The 20,760-nt window shown below is 56.8% G+C and carries 16 protein-coding genes; 3 read left to right on the plus strand and 13 right to left on the minus strand.

What is annotated here, in order from left to right; all coding sequences use genetic code 11:
• Positions 1–63: 63 nt before the first annotated feature.
• Positions 64–888, plus strand: coding sequence for a MurR/RpiR family transcriptional regulator (locus A3466_RS19000; protein WP_063451902.1), 825 nt, complete (start codon positions 64–66; stop codon positions 886–888).
• 52 nt (positions 889–940) lie between these two features.
• Here A3466_RS19000 and eno read toward each other — a convergent pair whose 3' ends face one another.
• The 5 genes from eno to rlmD all read right to left on the minus strand — a co-directional run bounded on the left by eno (position 941) and on the right by rlmD (position 8,622).
• Entirely contained in the window at positions 941–2,239 is a 1,299-nt protein-coding gene (eno, locus tag A3466_RS19005) for a phosphopyruvate hydratase (RefSeq protein ID WP_013098515.1), read from the minus strand.
• An 82-nt stretch (positions 2,240–2,321) separates the two neighbouring features.
• Positions 2,322–3,959, minus strand: coding sequence for a glutamine hydrolyzing CTP synthase (gene pyrG / locus A3466_RS19010; protein ID WP_063451903.1), 1,638 nt, complete (start codon positions 3,957–3,959; stop codon positions 2,322–2,324).
• Between the two features lie 223 nt (positions 3,960–4,182).
• Positions 4,183–4,974, minus strand: a complete 792-nt coding sequence (mazG, locus tag A3466_RS19015) for a nucleoside triphosphate pyrophosphohydrolase (RefSeq protein WP_063451904.1) — start codon at positions 4,972–4,974, stop codon at positions 4,183–4,185.
• 66 nt (positions 4,975–5,040) lie between these two features.
• Positions 5,041–7,272 (minus strand): GTP diphosphokinase, encoded by a 2,232-nt coding sequence (gene relA, locus A3466_RS19020; RefSeq protein WP_063451905.1) that lies wholly within the window; start codon positions 7,270–7,272, stop codon positions 5,041–5,043.
• 51 nt (positions 7,273–7,323) lie between these two features.
• Positions 7,324–8,622, minus strand: a complete 1,299-nt coding sequence (gene rlmD, locus A3466_RS19025; protein WP_063451906.1) for a 23S rRNA (uracil(1939)-C(5))-methyltransferase RlmD — start codon at positions 8,620–8,622, stop codon at positions 7,324–7,326.
• Between the two features lie 57 nt (positions 8,623–8,679).
• On the opposite strand from rlmD, the gene barA reads away from it, so the two are divergent.
• The gene (gene barA, locus A3466_RS19030) at positions 8,680–11,439 is read left to right on the plus strand and encodes a two-component sensor histidine kinase BarA (protein ID WP_063451907.1); all 2,760 of its coding nucleotides are present in this window, start codon (positions 8,680–8,682) and stop codon (positions 11,437–11,439) included.
• A gap of 50 nt (positions 11,440–11,489) precedes the next feature.
• Here barA and A3466_RS19035 read toward each other — a convergent pair whose 3' ends face one another.
• From A3466_RS19035 to syd, 8 genes are all read right to left on the minus strand, one after another.
• Entirely contained in the window at positions 11,490–12,635 is a 1,146-nt protein-coding gene (locus A3466_RS19035; RefSeq protein ID WP_063451908.1) for a glycerate kinase, read from the minus strand.
• Positions 12,636–12,712: 77 nt separating this feature from the next.
• A complete protein-coding gene (gudD, locus tag A3466_RS19040) occupies positions 12,713–14,050 on the minus strand; it encodes a glucarate dehydratase (protein ID WP_063451909.1) in 1,338 nt (445 codons plus the stop codon).
• 15 nt (positions 14,051–14,065) lie between these two features.
• Complete coding sequence (locus tag A3466_RS19045; protein ID WP_063452024.1) at positions 14,066–15,406, minus strand: enolase C-terminal domain-like protein; 1,341 nt, start codon at positions 15,404–15,406, stop codon at positions 14,066–14,068.
• A complete protein-coding gene (gene gudP / locus A3466_RS19050) occupies positions 15,406–16,761 on the minus strand; it encodes a galactarate/glucarate/glycerate transporter GudP (protein ID WP_063451910.1) in 1,356 nt (451 codons plus the stop codon). Before gudP ends, A3466_RS19045 begins: the two co-directional genes overlap by 1 nt.
• Positions 16,762–17,069: 308 nt before the next feature.
• A complete protein-coding gene (locus tag A3466_RS19055) occupies positions 17,070–17,519 on the minus strand; it encodes a flavodoxin (protein ID WP_063451911.1) in 450 nt (149 codons plus the stop codon).
• Positions 17,520–17,534: 15 nt separating this feature from the next.
• On the minus strand, positions 17,535–18,320 hold the full coding sequence (gene truC, locus A3466_RS19060) for a tRNA pseudouridine(65) synthase TruC (protein ID WP_063451912.1): 786 nt from the start codon (positions 18,318–18,320) through the stop codon (positions 17,535–17,537).
• Complete coding sequence (locus tag A3466_RS19065; protein ID WP_063451913.1) at positions 18,317–18,646, minus strand: YqcC family protein; 330 nt, start codon at positions 18,644–18,646, stop codon at positions 18,317–18,319. The genes truC and A3466_RS19065 overlap by 4 nt, the downstream gene beginning before the upstream one ends.
• Before the next feature lie 632 nt (positions 18,647–19,278).
• Positions 19,279–19,824, minus strand: a complete 546-nt coding sequence (gene syd, locus A3466_RS19070; RefSeq protein ID WP_063451914.1) for a SecY-interacting protein — start codon at positions 19,822–19,824, stop codon at positions 19,279–19,281.
• Positions 19,825–19,893: 69 nt separating this feature from the next.
• Between syd and queF the strand changes: the two genes are divergently transcribed.
• Positions 19,894–20,736 carry an NADPH-dependent 7-cyano-7-deazaguanine reductase QueF gene (queF, locus tag A3466_RS19075; RefSeq protein WP_063451915.1) on the plus strand — a complete coding sequence of 281 codons (843 nt, stop codon included), beginning with the start codon at positions 19,894–19,896 and terminating at the stop codon, positions 20,734–20,736.
• The last annotated feature ends 24 nt before the right edge of the window (positions 20,737–20,760 follow it).

Consider the following 20,760-nt stretch of genomic DNA (forward strand, 5'->3'; position numbering starts at 1 on the left):
GCTGGCATCTCTCCCCCGATTTCCGCCACACTAGTCGACAGAGAAACGCATTAAGGATCTAGCATGTCAGACCATGAAAACCTGCTGCTGAAGTTACGCCAGGAGGCTTCCGGATACAGCCCGACGCAACAAAAGCTGGGGGAGTTTGTTCTCAACGATCCTGCGCGGGTGCTGTACCTGACGATCACCGAACTGGCGCGCGAAAGTCACACCAGCGAAGCCAGCGTGACGCGCCTGTGCCGGACGCTGGGCTGTAAGGGATATAACGAATTTAAAATGGCGCTGGCGCTGGATATTCAGCAGGGCCAGCCCGCACGTCAGGCCGGGGATGAAATCGATAACGTCGTGGATGAATCCGTGCAGGCCCTACAGGATACCGCCAGGCTCCTCGACAGAGCGCTGCTGGAAAAGGCCGCGCAGGCGCTGCATCAGGCGCGGTCGGTGCAGATTTACGGGGTGGCCGCCAGCGCGATCCTCGGGGAATATCTGCATTACAAGCTCCTGCGGCTGGGCAAACCCGCGCAGCTGTTTAGCGATATGCATCGCGCCGCCATGAATGCGGCAACGCTGTCTGACGAGACGCTGGTGGTCGCTATCTCAAGTTCGGGATCGACCCGCGATTTACTCCACGTCGTGAAGCTAGCCCGCAAACGCGGCGTGCAGGTGCTGGCGCTCAGCAATACGCCACGCAGTCCGCTGGCGTCCCTCAGCGATATGCTGCTGGTTGCGGCAAAGCCCGAGGGGCCGCTGAGCGCGGGTGCGCTGAATGCCAAAGTTGGCGTCATGCTGCTTATCGAGCTGCTTACCACTTCCCTTATCGCCATCGATGGCCGTTACGGCGACGTGAGTCAGCAAACGGCCAGCGCAACGCTACCGCTTCTGTTATAGAAAACAAAAAACCCGCCGAAGCGGGTTTTTTTATTGAAATGAAAGCTCAGGCTTATGCCTGACCTTTGATCTCTTTACGGCCGTTGTATGGTGCTTTTTCGCCCAGCGCTTCTTCGATACGAATCAGCTGGTTGTATTTAGCAACACGGTCAGAACGGCTCATAGAACCGGTTTTGATCTGGCCAGCAGCGGTACCAACAGCCAGGTCGGCAATGGTCGCGTCTTCAGTTTCGCCAGAACGGTGAGAGATAACAGCGGTGTAGCCAGCGTCTTTCGCCATTTTGATCGCAGCCAGCGTTTCGGTCAGAGAACCGATCTGGTTGAATTTGATCAGGATGGAGTTAACGATGCCTTTCTCGATGCCTTCTTTCAGGATCTTGGTGTTGGTTACGAACAGATCGTCACCAACCAGCTGGATTTTGTCGCCCAGTACTTTGGTCTGGTAAGCAAAACCATCCCAGTCAGACTCGTCCAGACCGTCTTCGATAGACACGATTGGGTACTGTTTGGTCAGGTCTTCCAGGAAGTGAGTGAACTCTTCGGAGGTGAACGCTTTGTTGCCTTCGCCAGCCAGAACGTATTTACCGTCTTTGTAGAATTCAGATGCCGCGCAGTCCATCGCCAGGGTGATGTCTTTGCCCAGCTCGTAGCCTGCTGCTTTAACCGCTTCAGCGATAACAGCCAGTGCTTCTGCGTTAGAACCCAGGTTTGGCGCGTAGCCACCTTCGTCACCAACAGCAGTGTTCATACCTTTAGCTTTCAGAACTTTAGCCAGGTTGTGGAACACTTCAGAACCCATACGAACCGCTTCTTTCAGGGTTTTCGCGCCAACTGGCTGAATCATGAATTCCTGAATATCAACGTTGTTGTCTGCGTGCTCACCACCGTTGATGATGTTCATCATTGGTACAGGCATGGAGTATTTGCCTGGGGTGCCGTTCAGTTCAGCGATGTGCTCGAACAGTGGCATACCTTTAGCAGCCGCGGCTGCTTTGGCGTTCGCCAGGGAAACCGCCAGGATTGCGTTCGCACCGAAGTTAGATTTGTTTTCAGTACCGTCCAGATCGATCATGATCTTGTCGATGCCAGCCTGATCTTTGGCATCTTTGCCAATGATAGCCTGAGCAATAGGACCGTTAACAGCGCCAACCGCTTTCAGTACGCCTTTGCCCATGAAACGGGATTTGTCGCCATCACGCAGTTCCAGCGCTTCGCGGGAACCTGTAGAAGCACCTGATGGAGCTGCTGCCATACCGACGAAACCACCTTCCAGATGAACTTCGGCTTCAACGGTCGGGTTACCACGGGAGTCGATGATTTCACGACCGATGACTTTAACGATTTTGGACATTAGATTTTCCTCAGTACAAGTTAAACTAAAACTCCAGACAAACAACGCGTACCAGGGGTACGCGTTGCCGTTCTAACTTTTTTTACTTCGCCTGACGCTTCTGGTACTCGCTGGCGGCTTTCACAAAGCCGGCAAACAGCGGATGTCCGTCACGCGGCGTTGAAGTAAATTCCGGGTGGAACTGGCAAGCAACGAACCACGGATGGTTAGGCACTTCGATGATCTCGACTAACTGATCGTCCCCGGAGCGGCCCGCAACACGCAGGCCCGCAGCTTCAATTTGTTTCAACAACATGTTGTTGACTTCATAGCGGTGACGATGGCGCTCGGTGATGACCGGCTCGCCGTAGAGCTGGCGAACTACGCTATCGTCGGACAGCTGGCAGGCCTGTGCGCCAAGACGCATGGTGCCACCCAGATCGCTCTTCTCGGTACGGACTTCGACGTTACCGTCTTCGTCGCGCCATTCCGTAATCAGCGCCACGACAGGGTACTTACAGTCTGGCACAAATTCCGTAGAGTTCGCGTTTTCCATTCCCGCTACGTTGCGCGCAAATTCGATCAGCGCAACCTGCATACCCAGGCAGATGCCGAGGTATGGAATATTGTTTTCACGCGCATAGCGTGCAGTGGCGATCTTGCCTTCAACACCGCGGTAGCCAAAGCCGCCAGGGATGAGGATAGCGTCCAGATCTTTCAGAATTTCGACGCCGCGCGTTTCAACATCCTGCGAATCAATCAGCTTGATGTTCACGGAGACGCGATTCTTCAGACCACCGTGCTTCAGCGCTTCGATAACTGACTTATAGGCGTCCGGCAGTTCAATGTACTTACCGACCATACCGATAGTCACTTCGCCGCCCGGATTGGCTTCTTCGTAAATCACCTGCTCCCATTCAGACAGGTTAGCTTCCGGACAGTTCAAGCTGAATCGTTTACAAATATAATCGTCCAGACCCTGAGATTTCAACAGGCCCGGGATTTTATAAATGGAATCGACGTCTTTCATTGAAATAACGGCTTTTTCAGGCACGTTACAGAACAATGCAATTTTCGCACGTTCGTTCGCCGGAATAGCGCGATCGGAGCGGCAAACCAGGATGTCTGGCTGAATACCGATAGAGAGCAGCTCTTTAACGGAGTGCTGAGTCGGTTTGGTTTTCACTTCACCCGCGGCTGCCATGTATGGCACCAGCGTCAGGTGCATGAACAGCGCGTGTTCGCGTCCAATATCTACCGCCAGCTGACGAATCGCTTCGAGGAACGGCAGGGATTCGATATCCCCTACAGTACCGCCGATTTCAACCAGCACAACGTCGTGCCCTTCGCCACCGGCGAGGACGCGTTCTTTGATAGCGTTAGTGATGTGTGGGATAACCTGCACGGTTGCGCCCAGATAGTCACCGCGGCGCTCTTTACGCAGCACGTCGGAGTAGATGCGGCCAGTCGTAAAGTTGTTACGACGGGTCATTTTGGTACGGATGAAACGCTCGTAGTGGCCAAGATCCAGATCGGTTTCAGCGCCGTCTTCAGTAACGAACACTTCCCCGTGTTGGGTTGGGCTCATGGTGCCAGGATCGACGTTGATGTACGGATCCAGTTTCATCATGGTCACATTGAGGCCACGGGCTTCAAGAATGGCTGCGAGGGAGGCTGCGGCAATGCCTTTACCCAGAGAGGATACGACCCCGCCGGTCACAAAAATATAGTTCGTTGTCATGCTGAACCTGAGAAGTTAGGGTGAAACGATGGAATAACCAGGACGGGAAAGTAGTATACCCGAACACGACGAGCGCCACAAACTTTCATTCTCCGTCTCCTTCCCAGGCCATGACAAACATAAGGAGTGAGAAAATAGCCCCTTTTGGGTAAATGTTTTTGACGCAAATCAAGCGCTTGTCATTTAAAAAATCACACAAATTGCGCTTGATCGCAAAATTTCGTTAGAGATCATGTTCCTGGCGTTTTACTTCCTGCCAGACTTCTTCCATCGCCTCGAGGTCAATGCCGCTCATTTCCAGGCCACGCGAGGCCACAATCCGCTCTACTTCACGAAAGCGTCGTTCGAATTTCAGGTTGGCTTTTTGCAGCGCGGTTTCCGCTTTTACCCCTAAATGGCGAGAAAGGTTGACGGTTGCAAACAGCAGATCGCCCATCTCCTCTTCCAGCTTTGCTTCATCCACAACGGCCTGCTGCGCTTCGTGCATCACTTCGTCGATCTCTTCGTGCACTTTTTCCAGCACCGGGCCAAGAGAGTGCCAGTCAAATCCAACCGCCGAGCAGCGCTTTTGAATTTTGTGGGCGCGCATCAGCGCGGGCAGGCTCAGGGGAATGTCGTCCAGCGCCGAGTGCTGGGATTTTTCAGCGCGTTCGGCGCTTTTAATCTGCTCCCAGCGCGCCAGCACTTCCGCACTGTTGCCTGCGGTGGCGTCGCCAAAGATATGCGGATGACGACGCTCCAGCTTGTCGCTGATAGCGGCGCAGATATCGTCAAAGTTAAAGCGCCCTTCTTCCTGCGCCATCTGGGCGTAGAACACCACCTGGAAAAGCAGATCGCCCAGCTCGCCGCGCAGGTCGTCGAAATCTTCGCGCGAAATCGCGTCCAGCACTTCGTAAGTCTCTTCCAGCGTGTAAGGCGCGATGGTGGCGAAAGTCTGCTCTTTGTCCCACGGGCAGCCGTTTTCCGGGTCGCGAAGACGTTTCATGATGCCTAGCAGGCGGTCGATTTGAGTCATAGTTCTGTCCTGATGTCAAAATGCCGGGTGGCGGCGTTGCCTTACCCGGCCTACAGAAAAGGATGGTTAGCCACCGTGCAGACGACGCGCGTCAATCACATCCGGCACCTGGTTCAGTTTGCCGAGCACGCGGCCCAGCACCTGGAGGTTGTAGATTTCGATGGTCATATCGATAGTGGCAAGCTGCTCGCGGGTATCGCTGCGGCTGGCAACGCCCAGCACGTTAACCTTCTCGTTAGCGAGAATAGTGGTGATGTCGCGCAGCAGGCCGCTGCGGTCGTTGGCGGTAACGCGCACCACCAGCGAGTAGCCGGCCGAGTAGCTTTCCCCCCAGACGGCTTCCACGATACGTTCCGGCGCATGCGATTGCAGCTCTGCAAGCTGGTCACAGTCGGAGCGGTGAATCGAGATCCCGCGCCCCTGCGTGATGAAGCCGACAATATCGTCCCCCGGGATAGGCTGGCAGCAGCGGGCAATATGGTGCATCAGGTTACCCACCCCTTCGACCACCACGCGGCCATTATCCTTGCTGCGCTGCTGCGGAGCGTAGGTTTTCTGCTGGAGCTGCTTCAGCGCTGCGGCATCCTGCTCTGCCGCGCTTGGCTTGTTGAACTGCGCTTGCAGGAAGTTGACCATCTGGTTCAGGCGAATATCACCCCCGCCAATGGCCGCCAGCAGCTCGTCCAGCTCGTTGAAGTTGTAGCGCGGCAGCAGGAATTTCTCCGCCTCTTTCAGGCTTATCCCGATATGCTCCAGCTCGTCGTCAAGGATCTGGCGACCGGCAAGGATATTCTTGTCCCGATCCTGCTTGCGGAACCAGGCGTGAATTTTAGAGCGCCCGCGGCTGGTGGTAACGTAACCGAGGTTCGGATTAAGCCAGTCGCGGCTTGGGTTTGGCTGCTTCTGGGTGATGATTTCAATCTGGTCACCCATCTGTAGCTGGTAGGTAAACGGTACGATGCGCCCTCCGATCTTCGCCCCGATGCAACGGTGCCCCACGTCGCTGTGAATGTGGTAGGCGAAATCGAGCGGCGTGGAGCCTGCCGGTAAATCCACCACATCCCCTTTCGGGGTAAAGACGTAGACGCGATCGTCGAAGACCTGGCTGCGCACTTCATCGAGCATTTCGCCAGAGTCGGCCATCTCTTCCTGCCACGCAATCAGCTTACGCAGCCAGGCGATACGATCCTCGTGACCGGAGCGACCGCCGCCGGAGGTGCCCTCTTTGTATTTCCAGTGCGCCGCCACGCCCAGCTCGGCGTCTTCGTGCATCTGTTTGGTACGGATCTGAATTTCCACCGTTTTGCCGCCAGGGCCGAGCACCACGGTGTGGATGGACTGATAGCCATTCGGTTTCGGGTTCGCGACATAGTCGTCGAACTCGTCCGGCAGATGGCGAAAATGGGTGTGCACGATCCCCAGCGCGGCGTAGCAGTCCTGCAAACGTTCCGCCACGATACGTACGGCGCGCACGTCGAACAGCTCGTCAAAGGCGAGGTGTTTCTTCTGCATTTTGCGCCAGATGCTGTAGATGTGCTTCGGACGCCCGTAGACCTCGGCGCGCACATTCTCCTCTTTCATTGACTGGCGCAGCCCGCTGACAAATTCATCGATATAGTGCTCGCGGTCGATGCGGCGTTCGTGCAGCAGTTTTGCAATGCGTTTGTATTCCGCCGGATGCAGGTAGCGGAAGCAGTAATCTTCCAGCTCCCACTTCAGTTGCCCGATACCCAGGCGGTTCGCCAGCGGCGCATAGATATTCGTACACTCTTTGGCGGCCAGGACGCGCTCGTCTTCCGGCGCATCCTTCACTTCGCGCAGATGGGCTACCCGTTCCGCCAGCTTGATCACCACGCAGCGGAAATCATCCACCATCGCCAGCAGCATCCGGCGGACGTTATCCACCTGCTCGGAAGAGACAGAATCCGTTTGCGCGGCCTTCAGTTGACGGATGGCGGCCATATCGCGCACGCCGTGGATCAGCGCCACGACGGACTGGCCGACGCTTTCACGCAGCACGTCTTCCGTCACCACGTTCGCATCCGCCAGGGGGAACAGCAGTGCGGCCTGTAGCGTTTCGATATCCATGTTCAGCATGGACAGAATTTCGACCATCTCCACGCCGCGCCACAACAGCAGTTCAGCGTCCGGATGCCCCTGCGTTGTGCGTAAACAATAGGCCCAGGTTTCGGTTAAGCGTTCACACGACTGCTGGCTGGAAATCCCCAGACTTGCGATCCATTTTTGAGGGTCAAACTCACCAGCTTTATTTAAATGTGCACTTCTTACCGCAACCATCGTCCTCTCCTTTAGGGACAAGGGCCTGTCGAAGTCGACAAGCCAAACTCATTAGATGTGCTCGAACAACACCATCGATTCCAGATGTCCAGTGTGCGGGAACATGTCCAGCATTGCCAGACGCCGAATCTGGTAACCCCCGCTCAATAATGCTTCACTGTCACGGGCGAGCGTCGCCGGATTACAGGAAACATAGACCACGCGCTCAGGCGCGAGTTTAATTATATGCTGCATCACACCCGGCGCACCCGCGCGCGCCGGATCAAGCAGGATCTTATCAAAGCCCTGCTTAGCCCACGGTTGCCGCGTGACATCATCCTCAAGATTTTGATGAAAGAATGTCACATTTTGCAAGCCGTTCTGCCGGGCGTTCTCCTGGCCTTTCGCCACCAGCGCCTCAACCCCCTCCACGCCGACCACGCTTGCTGCTTTGCGGGCCAGCGGCAGGGTAAAGTTCCCCATACCGCAGAACAGATCGAGCACCCGATCGGTGGGCTGTACGTCAAGCCATGCCAGCGCATTCGCCACCATCTGCTGGTTTACGCCGTCGTTGACCTGGATAAAATCCCGCGGGCTGAACGTTAAGCGTAGTCCGTCTGACGCATACCAGGGCGCTTCTCCGCTGACCTGCTCAAGTATCTCGCTTTGCGGCGCAAGGAAAAGCGCAAGCTCATGAGAATGCGAAAAGCGTTCCAGTTTTTCGCGATCGTCCGGTGAGAGCGGCGCGGTGTGGCGCAGCACCATCAGCGGGCCGCTGTTGGCCAGCACCAGTTCGACATGCCCCAGCGAACGCACCCCGTCCAGCGATGCAAGACAGTGGTGCACATCCGGCAGCAGCGCCTCAAGTTGGGGCACCAAAACAGGGCACTGCGTGATGGAGACGATATCGCTGGAGCCAGCCTTGCGAAACCCCATCTCCAGCCGTTCGGTTTTTGGCTGATAGCTGAGGCTCAGGCGAGCACGGCGACGGTAGCCCCACGGCTGGTCAGACACGATGTCACTGACGTCATGTTTTAGCAGGCGGGCCAGCGCGCTGCTTTTACTTTTTTGCTGTAATTCTGTGCTGGCATGCTGTTGCTGACAGCCACCGCAGACGCCAAAATGGGGGCAGCGAGGCGTCACGCGTTCCGGGCTAACGTTAAGACGGCGCTTAACCTGGCCGCGCGCATACTGGCGTTTGTCTTCCGTCAGCGTAATGTCTGCGCGTTCTCCGGGCAGCAAACCGGTGATGAATAGCGTCTTGCCGTTATGGCGCGCCACCCCCTGACCGAAAGGATCGAGGTCCGTGGCTTCAACAGTTATGATCTGACGCGTCGTCACGCGTCGTTTTGCAGAGTAGAATTGCGCCATCGCCGAGATTGTTCTCAAATAAACATAATTAGCCTGATTGTCCCATAACGGAACTCCATGACCAACTACAGCCTGCGCGCACGCATGATGATTTTGATCCTCGCTCCTACCGTTCTCATCGGTTTGCTGCTGAGCATTTTCTTTGTGGTGCATCGCTATAACGATTTGCAGAGGCAGCTTGAAGATGCCGGGGCCAGCATTATCGAACCCCTGGCCGTCTCCAGCGAGTACGGCATGAACCTGCAAAACCGCGAATCCATTGGTCAGTTAATCAGCGTGCTGCACCGCCGACATTCAGAGATCGTGCGCGCCATTTCCGTTTACGACGAACATAACCGCCTGTTCGTTACCTCGAATTTTCATCTGGATCCCACGTCGCTGAAAATCCCGGAAGGTACTCCCTTCCCGCGTCATCTCACGGTCCTGAGGCGCGGCGATATCATGATCCTGCGCACGCCGATTATCTCGGAAAGCTATTCACCCGATGAATCAGCCCAGTCAGATGCGAAGTCCAGCAATAATATGCTGGGATACGTAGCGCTGGAGCTGGATCTCAAGTCGGTGCGGCTCCAGCAGTACAAAGAAATATTCATTTCCGGCGTGATGATGCTGTTCTGTATCGGCATTGCGCTGATCTTCGGCTGGCGATTGATGCGCGACGTCACGGGGCCTATCCGCAACATGGTGAATACCGTTGACCGGATCCGCCGGGGTCAGCTCGACAGCCGCGTGGAAGGCTTTATGCTCGGCGAGCTCGATATGCTAAAAAATGGCATCAACTCGATGGCGATGTCGCTGGCGGCCTATCATGAAGAGATGCAGCACAACGTTGATCAGGCAACCTCCGACCTGCGCGAAACGCTGGAGCAGATGGAGATCCAGAACGTGGAGCTGGATCTGGCGAAAAAACGCGCTCAGGAGGCGGCTCGTATTAAGTCTGAGTTCCTGGCGAACATGTCGCACGAGCTGCGAACGCCGCTGAACGGGGTGATCGGCTTCACCCGCCTGACGCTTAAAAGCGAGCTGAATCCAACCCAGCGTGACCACCTGCATACCATTGAACGATCGGCCAACAACCTGCTGACCATCATTAACGACGTGCTGGACTTCTCGAAGCTGGAAGCGGGCAAGCTGATTCTGGAGAGTATTCCGTTCCCGCTGCGCAGCACCCTGGATGACGTGGTCACGCTGCTTGCCCACTCCTCGCATGATAAGGGGCTGGAGCTGACGCTCAATATCAAAAACGACGTGCCGGATAACGTTATTGGCGACCCACTCCGCCTGCAACAGGTCATCACCAATCTGGTGGGCAATGCGATCAAATTCACCGAGAGCGGCAACATTGACATTCTGGTCGAAAAACGGGCGCTCAGTAATAACAAGGTCCAGATTGAGGTGCAGATCCGGGATACCGGCATCGGCATTCCGGAGCGCGATCAGTCGCGTCTGTTCCAGGCGTTCCGCCAGGCCGATGCGAGCATTTCCCGTCGTCACGGCGGAACGGGCCTGGGGCTAGTGATCACCCAAAAGCTGGTGAAAGAGATGGGAGGCGATATCTCCTTCCACAGCCAGCCTAACCGGGGCTCGACCTTCTGGTTCCATATCAATCTCGACCTTAATCCGAACGTCCAGACCGACGGTCCGGTCACCGACTGCCTGAAAGGGATGCGTCTTGCCTATGTGGAACCGAATGCCGCCGCAGCGCAGTGTACGCTGGATGTGTTAAGCACTACGCCGCTGGAGGTGGTTTACAGCCCGACCTTCTCCGCGCTGGCGAACGATCATTACGATATCCTTTTGATGGGTATTCCGGTGACGTTTACCGGAGAGCTCACCATGCAGCAGGAACGCCTGGCGAAGGCGGCCTCAATGACGGACTACCTGCTGCTGGCTCTGCCGTGCCACGCCCAGCTTAATGCCGAAGAGCTGAAAAACGACGGGGCGGCGGCGTGTCTGCTGAAACCCCTCACCGCCACACGGCTGTTACCCGCGTTGACCGAATATTGTCGTCTGACGAATCAGCCCCTGCCGCTGGCGAACGACGAACGTAAGCTCCCGATGACGGTGATGGCTGTGGACGATAACCCGGCCAACCTGAAGCTAATTGGCGTGCTGCTTGAGGATCAGGTTCAGCATGTTGAGCTGTGTACCAGCGGCGCCGAAGCCGTAGAGCAGGCCAAACAGATGCAGTTTGACCTGATCCTGATGGACATTCAGATGCCGGGCATGGATGGCATCCGCGCCTGCGAGCTGATTCGCCAGCTTCCGCACCAGCAGCAGACGCCGGTGATTGCCGTGACGGCGCACGCGATGGCGGGACAAAAAGAGAAGCTGCTGGGTGCGGGCATGAACGATTATCTGGCGAAACCGATCGACGAAGAGAAGCTGCATAGCCTGCTGCTGCGCTACAAGCCGGGTCACATTGGCGGGACATACACCATTTCAGCTGAATCACCGGAAATCAGCGTCAACCAGAATGCCACGTTTGACTGGCAACTGGCGCTGCGGCAGGCGGCGGGCAAAGCCGATCTGGCGCGCGAGATGCTGCAAATGCTGGTGGACTTCCTGCCTGAGATTCGAAATAAGGTAGAAGAACAGCTGGTGGGTGAAAACCCTGAAGGGCTGCTGGAGGCTATCCATAAACTGCACGGCAGCTGCGGCTACAGCGGTGTGCCGCGGCTGAAAAATCTCTGCCAGCTGCTTGAACAGCAGCTCCGCGCGGGTACGCCGGAATCAGATCTTGAACCGGAATTTCTGGAGCTGCTGGACGAGATGGACAACGTGACGCGGGAAGCGATGAAGGTGTTGGGGAACTAAGACAATAGCCCGGTGGCGCTTCGCTTACCGGGCCTACAGGAGCACGATCGTTAACGCGAAATACCCTGCCCCACCTTCATGACCGCCGCAATATTCCTTGCGGCCATCTGCACGTTCTGTTGCGCATTTTCCAGCGCGTCCTCCAGGGAACAGATGGTGTAAATCACGCTGAATACGGCATCCAGCCCGTGCTCATGCACCACGCCAACGTCCGCCGTCAGGCTGCCAGCAATGCCGATAACCGGTTTGTTGTAGCGTTTCGCGACTCTCGCTACGCCAACGGGCACTTTGCCGTGGATCGTCTGGCTGTCGATACGCCCTTCGCCCGTGATCACCAGATCGGCGTTCGCGACCTGTTCATCAAGATGCAGCGCATCGGTGACAATCTCAATGCCCTGACGAAGCTGCGCACCGCAAAAAGCGTACAGCGCCGCCCCCATCCCGCCAGCCGCACCGCCGCCCGCCAGGTTTAAAACGTCAATATCCAGATCCCGGGCGATGATTTTTGCGAAATGCGCAAGCGCGTCGTCCAGCGTCCTGACCATTTCCGACGTCGCCCCTTTCTGAGGCCCGAATACCGCAGACGCGCCAGCCTCGCCGATCAGAGGGTTGGTCACATCGCAGGCCACTTCGATTCGGCAGGATGCCAGCCGCTTGTCCAGCCCGCTGAGATCGATATGAGCAAGGCTAGCCAGTTCACCGCCGCCCGGCCCAACATGCTGCGCTTTAGCATCCAGCAGTTTTCCCCCCAGCGCCTGCACCATGCCCGCGCCACCGTCATTGGTCGCGCTGCCCCCAATGCCGATAATGATATGCTTAACGCCCGCGTCCAGGGCATGACGGATGAGTTCCCCGGTACCCCACGAGGTGGTGATTAACGGGTTACGCTTTGCCGGAGCAACAAGCTCCAGGCCGCTCGCGGCCGCCATTTCGATAAACGCGCTTTTCCCGTCTCCGGATAACCCGAAAAACCCTTCCACGCGTTCACCCAAAGGCCCGGTAACAGGAATATGGACAAGGCGCCCCTGCGTGGCGGCCACCATGGCCTCCACCGTCCCTTCGCCACCATCGGCAACCGGTAATTTGACGTATTCCGCTGAGGGGAAGATTTCGCGAAAACCGACCTCTATCGCTGTCGCCACCTCAAGCGCGCTCAAGCTTTCCTTATACGAGTCCGGAGCGATAACAATTTTCATAAGCCATCCTTACGCATGTTAGTTACGTTAAGCATACACCACGTAAGGGACCGCTCATGGGAGCGGTCCCAATGCGCTTATCGTACCATGCACGGACGTTTATTGTCGAATGACCACTCAGGGATCAGGTACTGCATCGCCAGCGCATCATCACGTGCGCCCAGGCCGTGTTTCTGATACAGCTCGTGCGCTTTCATGACCTGATCCATATCCAGCTCAACGCCCAGACCCGGCGTGGCGGGAACCTGCACCATGCCCCCCTTGATCTCAAATGGTCGTTTGGTCAGACGCTGGTTGCCCTCCTGCCAGATCCAGTGGGTGTCGATGGCGGTAATGCTGCCCGGCGCAGCGGCCGCCACGTGGGTGAACATCGCCAGCGAAATGTCGAAATGGTTGTTGGAGTGCGAGCCCCAGGTCAGGCCAAACTCGTGGCACATCTGCGCCACGCGAACCGAGCCCTGCATCGTCCAGAAGTGCGGATCTGCCAGCGGAATATCCACCGATTGCAGCGAGAGCGTGTGCCCCATCTGACGCCAGTCGGTTGCGATCATGTTCGTGGCGGTTGGCAGTCCGGTGGCGCGACGGAACTCCGCCATCACTTCACGTCCGGAGAAACCCTGCTCTGCACCGCACGGATCTTCCGCGTAGGCCAGCACGCCCTTGAGCTGCTTGCCAATGCCGATCGCTTCATCAAGAGACCAGGCGCCGTTCGGATCCAGCGTGACGCGCGCCTGCGGGAAACGCTTCGCCAGCGCGGTAATCGCCTCCGCCTCTTGTTCACCGGCCAGCACGCCGCCCTTCAGTTTGAAGTCGTTGAAGCCATATTTTTCATACGCCGCTTCCGCCAGACGCACCACCGCGTCCGGCGTCATCGCTTCATCGTGGCGCACGCGATACCAGTCGCATTTTTCGTCCGGCTGGCTCTGGTACGGCAGCGGGGTGAGGTTGCGGTTGCCGATAAAGAACAGGTAACCGAGCATTTCCACTTCGCTGCGCTGCTGCCCGTCCCCCAGCAGGGAGGCAACGTTGACGCCCAGATGCTGGCCTAACAAATCCAGCATCGCGGCTTCAATGCCTGTGACCACGTGGATAGTGGTGCGAAGATCAAACGTTTGCAGACCACGGCCACCCGCATCGCGATCGGCAAAGGTGTTACGCACGCTGGTCAGCACATTTTTGTACTCGCCCAGCGCTTTACCCACCACCAGCGGAATGGCGTCCTCCAGCGTTTTGCGGATCTTCTCCCCGCCCGGGATTTCACCCACACCGGTGTGTCCTGAGTTGTCCTTGATCACCACGATATTACGGGTGAAGAACGGCGCGTGTGCGCCGCTCAGGTTCATCAACATGCTGTCATGTCCCGCGACGGGAATAATCTGCATGGAGGTAACGACAGGAGTAGAAAATGTGCTCATCGTTCGATCCTTTTTTCAGTGACGTCCAAAAACAGGGCGCTTACGGTCAAATGTCCAGCCGGGGATAAGGTACTGCATCGGGCCCGCGTCGTTGCGCGCGCCGCCCGGCAATTTTTTATACGCTTCATGCGCCTTGTGGATCTGATCCCAGTCAAGCTCCACGCCCAGCCCCGGCGCATCCGGTACGGCAATGGTGCCGTTTTTGATTTCAAGTGGATTTTTGGTCAGGCGCGCTTCGCCCTCCTGCCAGATCCAGTGGGTGTCGATGGCGGTCGGGTTGCCCGGCGCCGCCGCGCCAACGTGGGTAAACATCGCCAGCGAAATGTCGAAATGGTTATTGGAGTGGCAGCCCCAGGTGAGTCCCCATTCATCGCACAGCTGCGCCACGCGCACCGCGCCGGAAAGGGTCCAGAAGTGCGGGTCTGCCAACGGAATGTCCACCGCATTCAGCATCACCGCGTGCCCCATTTCGCGCCAGTTGGTGGCGATCATGTTGGTTGCGACCGGGAGTCCGGTGGCGCGGCGGAATTCCGCCATCACCTCGCGGCCAGAGAAGCCCTGCTCCGCGCCGCACGGATCTTCCGCGTAGGTCAGCACGTCGCCCAGCCCTTTGCACAGCGCGATAGCTTCATCGAGCAGCCATGCGCCGTTCGGATCGACGGTGATGCGCGCCTCCGGGAAGCGTTTTTTCAGCGCCCGTACGCTGTCAATCTCCTGCTCACCCGGCAGGACGCCGCCTTTCAGCTTGAAGTCCTTAAAGCCGTAGCGATCCTGCGCCGCCTCTGCCAGGCGTACCACCGCCTCAGCGGTGAGCGCTTCCTGATGACGCAGGTGATACCACTCGTGGCTGCCCGGCGAGCGTTCCAGATACGGCAGATCGGTTTTAGTCCGGTCGCCAATGTAGAACAGATAGCCCAGCACCGTTACCGCATCACGCTGTTTGCCAGGCCCCAGCAGCTCGCAGACGGGCACGTTCAGCGCCTTGCCCAGTAAATCAAGGAGAGCCGCCTCCAGCGCCGCCACTGCGTTAACCCGCAGTTCAAAGGTCCAGGCGCCTTTTCCGAAGGTATCAAAATCCGCCGACTGGTTGCCCTTATGCACGCGCTGAACCACCTTGTTCAGGCGGGCGACCTCCTGCCCAACCACCTGTGGGATGGCGTCGACCAGCGTCTGGTAAATCACCTCTCCGCCGGGCGCTTCCCCGACGCCGGTATTTCCTGCACTGTCGGTCAGCACCACGATGTTGCGGGTAAACCAGGCGTTATGCGCGCCGCCAATGTTGAGCAGCATACTGTCCTGCCCCGCCACCGGGATGACCTTCATCTCCGTTACGATAGGGCTTGATTGCGTTGTCATCATCCGCGCTCCCCAACAGGTTTCAGTTCGATACGTTTGATATCGCCCACCAGCACCAGGTAACTGAGTACCGCCACCAGGGCATGGACGCCAACATAAATCAGCGCGCCGTTGAACGAGCCAGTGGTGCCGACGATGTACCCGATAGCGATTGGGGTGACAATGCCGGAAATGTTGCCAAACATGTTGAACAGACCGCCGCTCAGGCCGCTGATCTCTTTCGGCGCGGTGTCTGCCATCACAGCCCAGCCCAGCGCGCCAATACCCTTACCGAAGAAGGCCATCGCCATAAAGCCGATGATCATCCACTCCGCGCTGACGTAGTTACAGAACACCATGGTCATGGAGAGCAGCATCCCGAGCACGATGGGCGTTTTACGCGCAATGTTCAGCGAGCCGGTACGACGCATCAGCCAGTCGGAAATAACTCCGCCAAGGACCCCGCCTACAAAGCCACAGATGGCCGGTACGGAGGCGACAAACCCCGCCTTCAGAATCGACATGCCGCGCGCCTGCACCAGGTAAACCGGGAACCAGGTGATGAAGAAGTAGGTTAAGGCGTTAATGCAGTACTGGCCGAGATAGATGCCGATCATCATACGTGAGCCGACGAGCTGCTTGATCTGCGCCCATTTCTGGCTGAACGGGACCTTAGCCTTTTGGGTTTTCTGATCCATGTTGATCAGTGCCCCGCCTTCCGCAATATAGTCCAGCTCTTTCTTGTTCACGCCCGGGTGCTGGTTTGGTTCGTGGATCACCTTCAGCCAGATGAAGCTGATGACGATCCCCAGCCCGCCCATGAAGAAGAAGACGTGTGACCAGCCCACTTCATGCGTCAGCCAGCCCATAATGGGCGCGAAAATGACCGTTGCAAAGTATTGCGCCGAGTTAAAGATGGCTACCGCCGTTCCCCTCTCCTGCGCCGGGAACCAGGCGGCCACGATGCGGCTGTTACCGGGGAAAGACGGCGCTTCCGCTAAGCCCACCAGGAAGCGGAGGGTAAAGAGCGCAATGATGATGCCGAAGCCGCTGAAGATATCCACGAAGCCCTGCAACAGGGTGAACATCGACCAGATAAAGATGGACCAGAAGTAGACTCGTTTTGAGCCGAAGCGGTCAAGCAGCCAGCCGCCAGGGATTTGGCCGATAACGTAGGCCCATGAAAACGCGGAGAAAACATAACCCATACCCACCGGATCGAGCCCGATGTCTTTTGCCATCTCAGAGCCGGCAATGGATAACGTTGCGCGGTCGCCGTAGTTGAAAGACGTGACGATAAACAGCATCACCACTATCCAGTAGCGAGCGTTGGTGCGCTTCTCAGCGCTGCTCGCCGCGTGGCTTAATGTACTCATTGTTGCACTCCTGAAACATAGCTTTCGCCTGGTTCATTCTGTACAGCACCTGTAGGGTAATCAGAATGAGAGATTTGTATTTGGTTTTGGTACGGCATCAAGCCGTTTTATAGTGACGAGAAAAGTATATGAAGGAGTGATGCGTTCTCTCACCGTGCAGGAACACAACATTGAAGGATGCAGGGAACGTGGTTTGGGGCATAAGCCCAAAGTGATGGAAGATACTTCACGGAATTGAGGATTTGGTGCGGCTTCGTTGCCGGGTGGCGATTACGCCTTACCCGGCCTAGGGTTCGTATTACACAGGGTCAGTTCAGCAGCGTGGCCCAGTGTTCAACCCAGGGATTTGACTCGCTTTCCGGTTCAGGGTGCTCGCCGGCGTCGATCAGCAGCATCTCGCCGACGCGCTGCGCGCTCTGTTCCTGCAACAGCGCATCGAACTGCTTACCGCCGCCGCAGAAGTTTGCATACGAGCTGTCACCCAGCGCGATGATGCCGTAATGCACGTCCGGCTGGTAGCCAAGCCGATCTTTAATCCCCAGGAAAAGCGGCATGATGCTGTCCGGCAAATCGCCCTGCCCCGTGGTCGAGGTCACGATAAGAATGTATTTATCGGCGTACTTTTCCCAGTCTGCCAGCTCCGGATCTTCATAGACCGTGGCTTTATGACCCTGATTGACGAGGATTGCTTCCGCTTCCTCCGCCACCAGCAGCGAGTTGCCGTACATCGTGCCGACAAAAATACCTACTTCAGCCATGCTTTGCTCCCGTCATTATTGCGCTTGCTGTTCATCCTGAACGTTGCCTGCGGCAAACTCAACCCTTTCATTTTCGGGGAGTTGTCCCAGCCAGCCAAACTGTGACAGCGCCTGCATCCAGACCTCATCCAGCCCCGCACGAATAATCAGCGGTTCGCCGGTAAACGGATGCATCAGGCGCAGCTCGCTGGCGTGCAGCATCAGCCGCTTACAGCCAAAATGCTCTGCCGCACTACGGTTCTGGCGCAGATCGCCGTGCTTACTGTCGCCGATAATCGGGTGGCGCAGGTGTGCAAGGTGGCGGCGAAGCTGGTGCTTGCGCCCGGTTTTAGGCAAAAGCTCAACCAGACCGTAGCGCGTGGTAGGAAATTTGCTGGTCGCCACCGGCAGTTCTGTGGTCGCCATACCGCGATACTCCGTCACCGCAGGCTGCGGGCCTTTATCCTCGCGGGCAAATTTATCGGCGATTTTATCCAGTTCCTCCACCAGCGGATAATCCAGCGTAGCGGAATCCATCAGCCAGCCGCGCACAATGGCGTGGTAGCGCTTCTGGATCTGGTGCTGTTCAAACTGCTGCGACAGCCGGCGCCCGGCCTCGCTGGAAAGTCCCATCAGTAGAACGCCAGAGGTTGGCCGATCAAGACGATGGGCAGTAAAGACGTGCTGACCAATTTGATCACGCACGGTTTGCATCACCACCACTTTCTCATCGCGATCGAGCCAGCTTCTGTGCACCAGCCAGCCGGACGGTTTATTCACCGCCACCAGCCACTCATCCTGATACAGGATCTCAAGCGTCATGCATCGTCACCGGCGAAAAGGGTATCCAACTTTTCCAGCTCAACCAGCATAACGTCGCGCGCCGGGTGGGTCGCCTCCAGCGCCATTTCGTAATAGGGAGAGACGGCAAACGCCTGGGGCAACGCGTGTCCCCCTTCCAGCAGCGCGTGCATGCGCGGAATTAACACCCACTGGAGCCATTCGAACGGGGACAGCGTATCCAGACAAAACGGTTGGGTGCTGGCGAACGCTTCTGGCTGCGGCGCATTTTCCTGCCACAGCTGATGCTGGCGCATAAGGGCTTCGATGGCGTGCAATTGCGCACGAACGCTATCGTGATGCGTCATAGTAACCTCAACTGAAAAACGGAATGGCGCGAAGCATAGCATTGCGGAAGACAGAAATAAAAAAAGGGAGCACTGTAAAAACAGTGCTCCCGGTTCGTTTCGCAGCATTCCAGCTACAATACGTGCTCCCTGCTCATCCGTGACAACTTTTCCTGATGCCCGAAGGCCTGGTCATCCCTTTACCTTTTGCTTCCTGCTCACATCGTCCTGATGTGTAGGTTTCATCCTGAAACGTCCTGGCCATCCTGACCCACCGACCATCCTGACCGGCTCTCGTTCTCCTTCCTGGAGGTGTCCCTTACGCATCCTGCGTGATCCACTTTGCTTCATCCTGAAGCCTTCCTGCGGCGTCGTCCTGACGTGTCCCTGATAAGAAACGCCATCATCCTGATGTTCGTTTCTTGCGTCGGCATCCTGTCGACAGAGATAGAATCCGCTATTCTGCGTCGTCTTACAACCCACCTTGTGCGCAGTGTAAGCCAGGCGAAACGGGCGTTATCGATTAAGGAAATCGCTAACCTGTTGAAAGAAAAGTTAATATTAATCTTAAATCCATAAGACAATGCTAATTGTTTCGGCGATGTCTCACAGAGCGTGTAAGAGATCTCTCACACGCCCAGTAGCATCATGGATTACAGAAGCGGCTCAAGGCGGGTGAGGAAATCCGCAAGTGAAGGTGCGAGAACGTCGCGATTGCGGGTGCCGAGCGTCTCTTTAATCACCTCGCCAGAGAGGTTGCAGACAGAAATGACGTCCAGTTCACTGTCGAGCGTCGCAATAAAGAGAGTCGGAGAGAGCTTAAGGCGTTTTTGCGTGACCAGGTGACCAATGAGGTTTTCCTGAACGCGCTGAAGATCGTCTTCGCTCCAGGTTTGCAGCAGCGTCAGCGGCTGTCGTGCAAAGCATGCCGTCATATCCCCGGCAAACTGCGTGGTATAAAACGCATGAAGCGCAGGTTGTACCACAATGTCCATGGCGCGTTCAACCGCATTTACGTTGTGCTCGCCCGCGAACGGTTTCGGTTGCCAGAGTACGTAATCATCCTGTGAAGCGATAATGCATGGTGACGGCACGCCATATAATTCAGTGCTTTGCGGCCACGTCCCCCGCTTTTCATGCCAGGCATCGCAATAGCGGGTCGTGAAGGCAGTCAGGGCATTTGCAGTTTCGATATCCACCGATTTCTCTCTTCTTGTAAGACAGGATAAACTCAGCCCCTAAGTTTACCTGTAAAGTGGCTATGAAACATGTCTTACGAAAATCATCAGGCGTTAACGGGCTTAACGCTGGGTAAATCGACCGATTACCGCGACACCTACGACGCAAGCCTGCTTCAGGGCGTGCCGCGCAGCCTGAACCGCGATCCGCTTGGCCTTCACGCCGATGCGCTGCCGTTTGTTGGCGGCGACATCTGGACGCTGTATGAACTCTCCTGGCTGAACGCGCGCGGGCTGCCGCAGGTGGCCGTGGGCCACGTTGAGCTGGACTACGCCAGCGTGAACCTGGTCGAGTCCAAAAGCTTCAAACTCTATCTCAACAGCTTCAACCAGACCCGATTCAACAGCTGGGACGAGGTTCAGCAAACGCTGGAGCGGGATTTAGCCGCCTGCGCGCAGGGGAACGTGTCCGTCTCGTTATACCGTCTGCACGAGCTGGAAGGACAGCCCATCGCCCATTTCCACGGCGACTGCATCGACGACCAGGATATTGAGATAGAGAGCTATGAATTTAGTGCCGACTACCTCGAAAACGCGGCGAGCGGAAAGCGTGTGGACGAGACGCTGGTCAGCCACCTTCTCAAATCCAACTGCCTCATTACCCACCAGCCGGACTGGGGCTCCGTTCAGATTCAGTATCGCGGCCCGAAAATTGACCGGGAAAAGCTGCTGCGTTACCTGGTGTCGTTCCGCCACCACAACGAATTCCACGAGCAGTGCGTGGAACGCATCTTCAATGACATCCAGCGTTTCTGCCAGCCTGAAAAGCTGAGCGTTTATGCCCGCTATACCCGTCGTGGGGGTCTGGATATCAATCCGTGGCGTACCAATACCGATTTTGTGCCTGCCACCGGACGGCTGGTGCGCCAGTAAGATAAATATTTTCACAATATGCGG

This window comes from Enterobacter genomosp. S, assembly GCF_001631805.1.
Classification (GTDB): Bacteria; Pseudomonadota; Gammaproteobacteria; order Enterobacterales; family Enterobacteriaceae; genus Enterobacter; species Enterobacter quasihormaechei.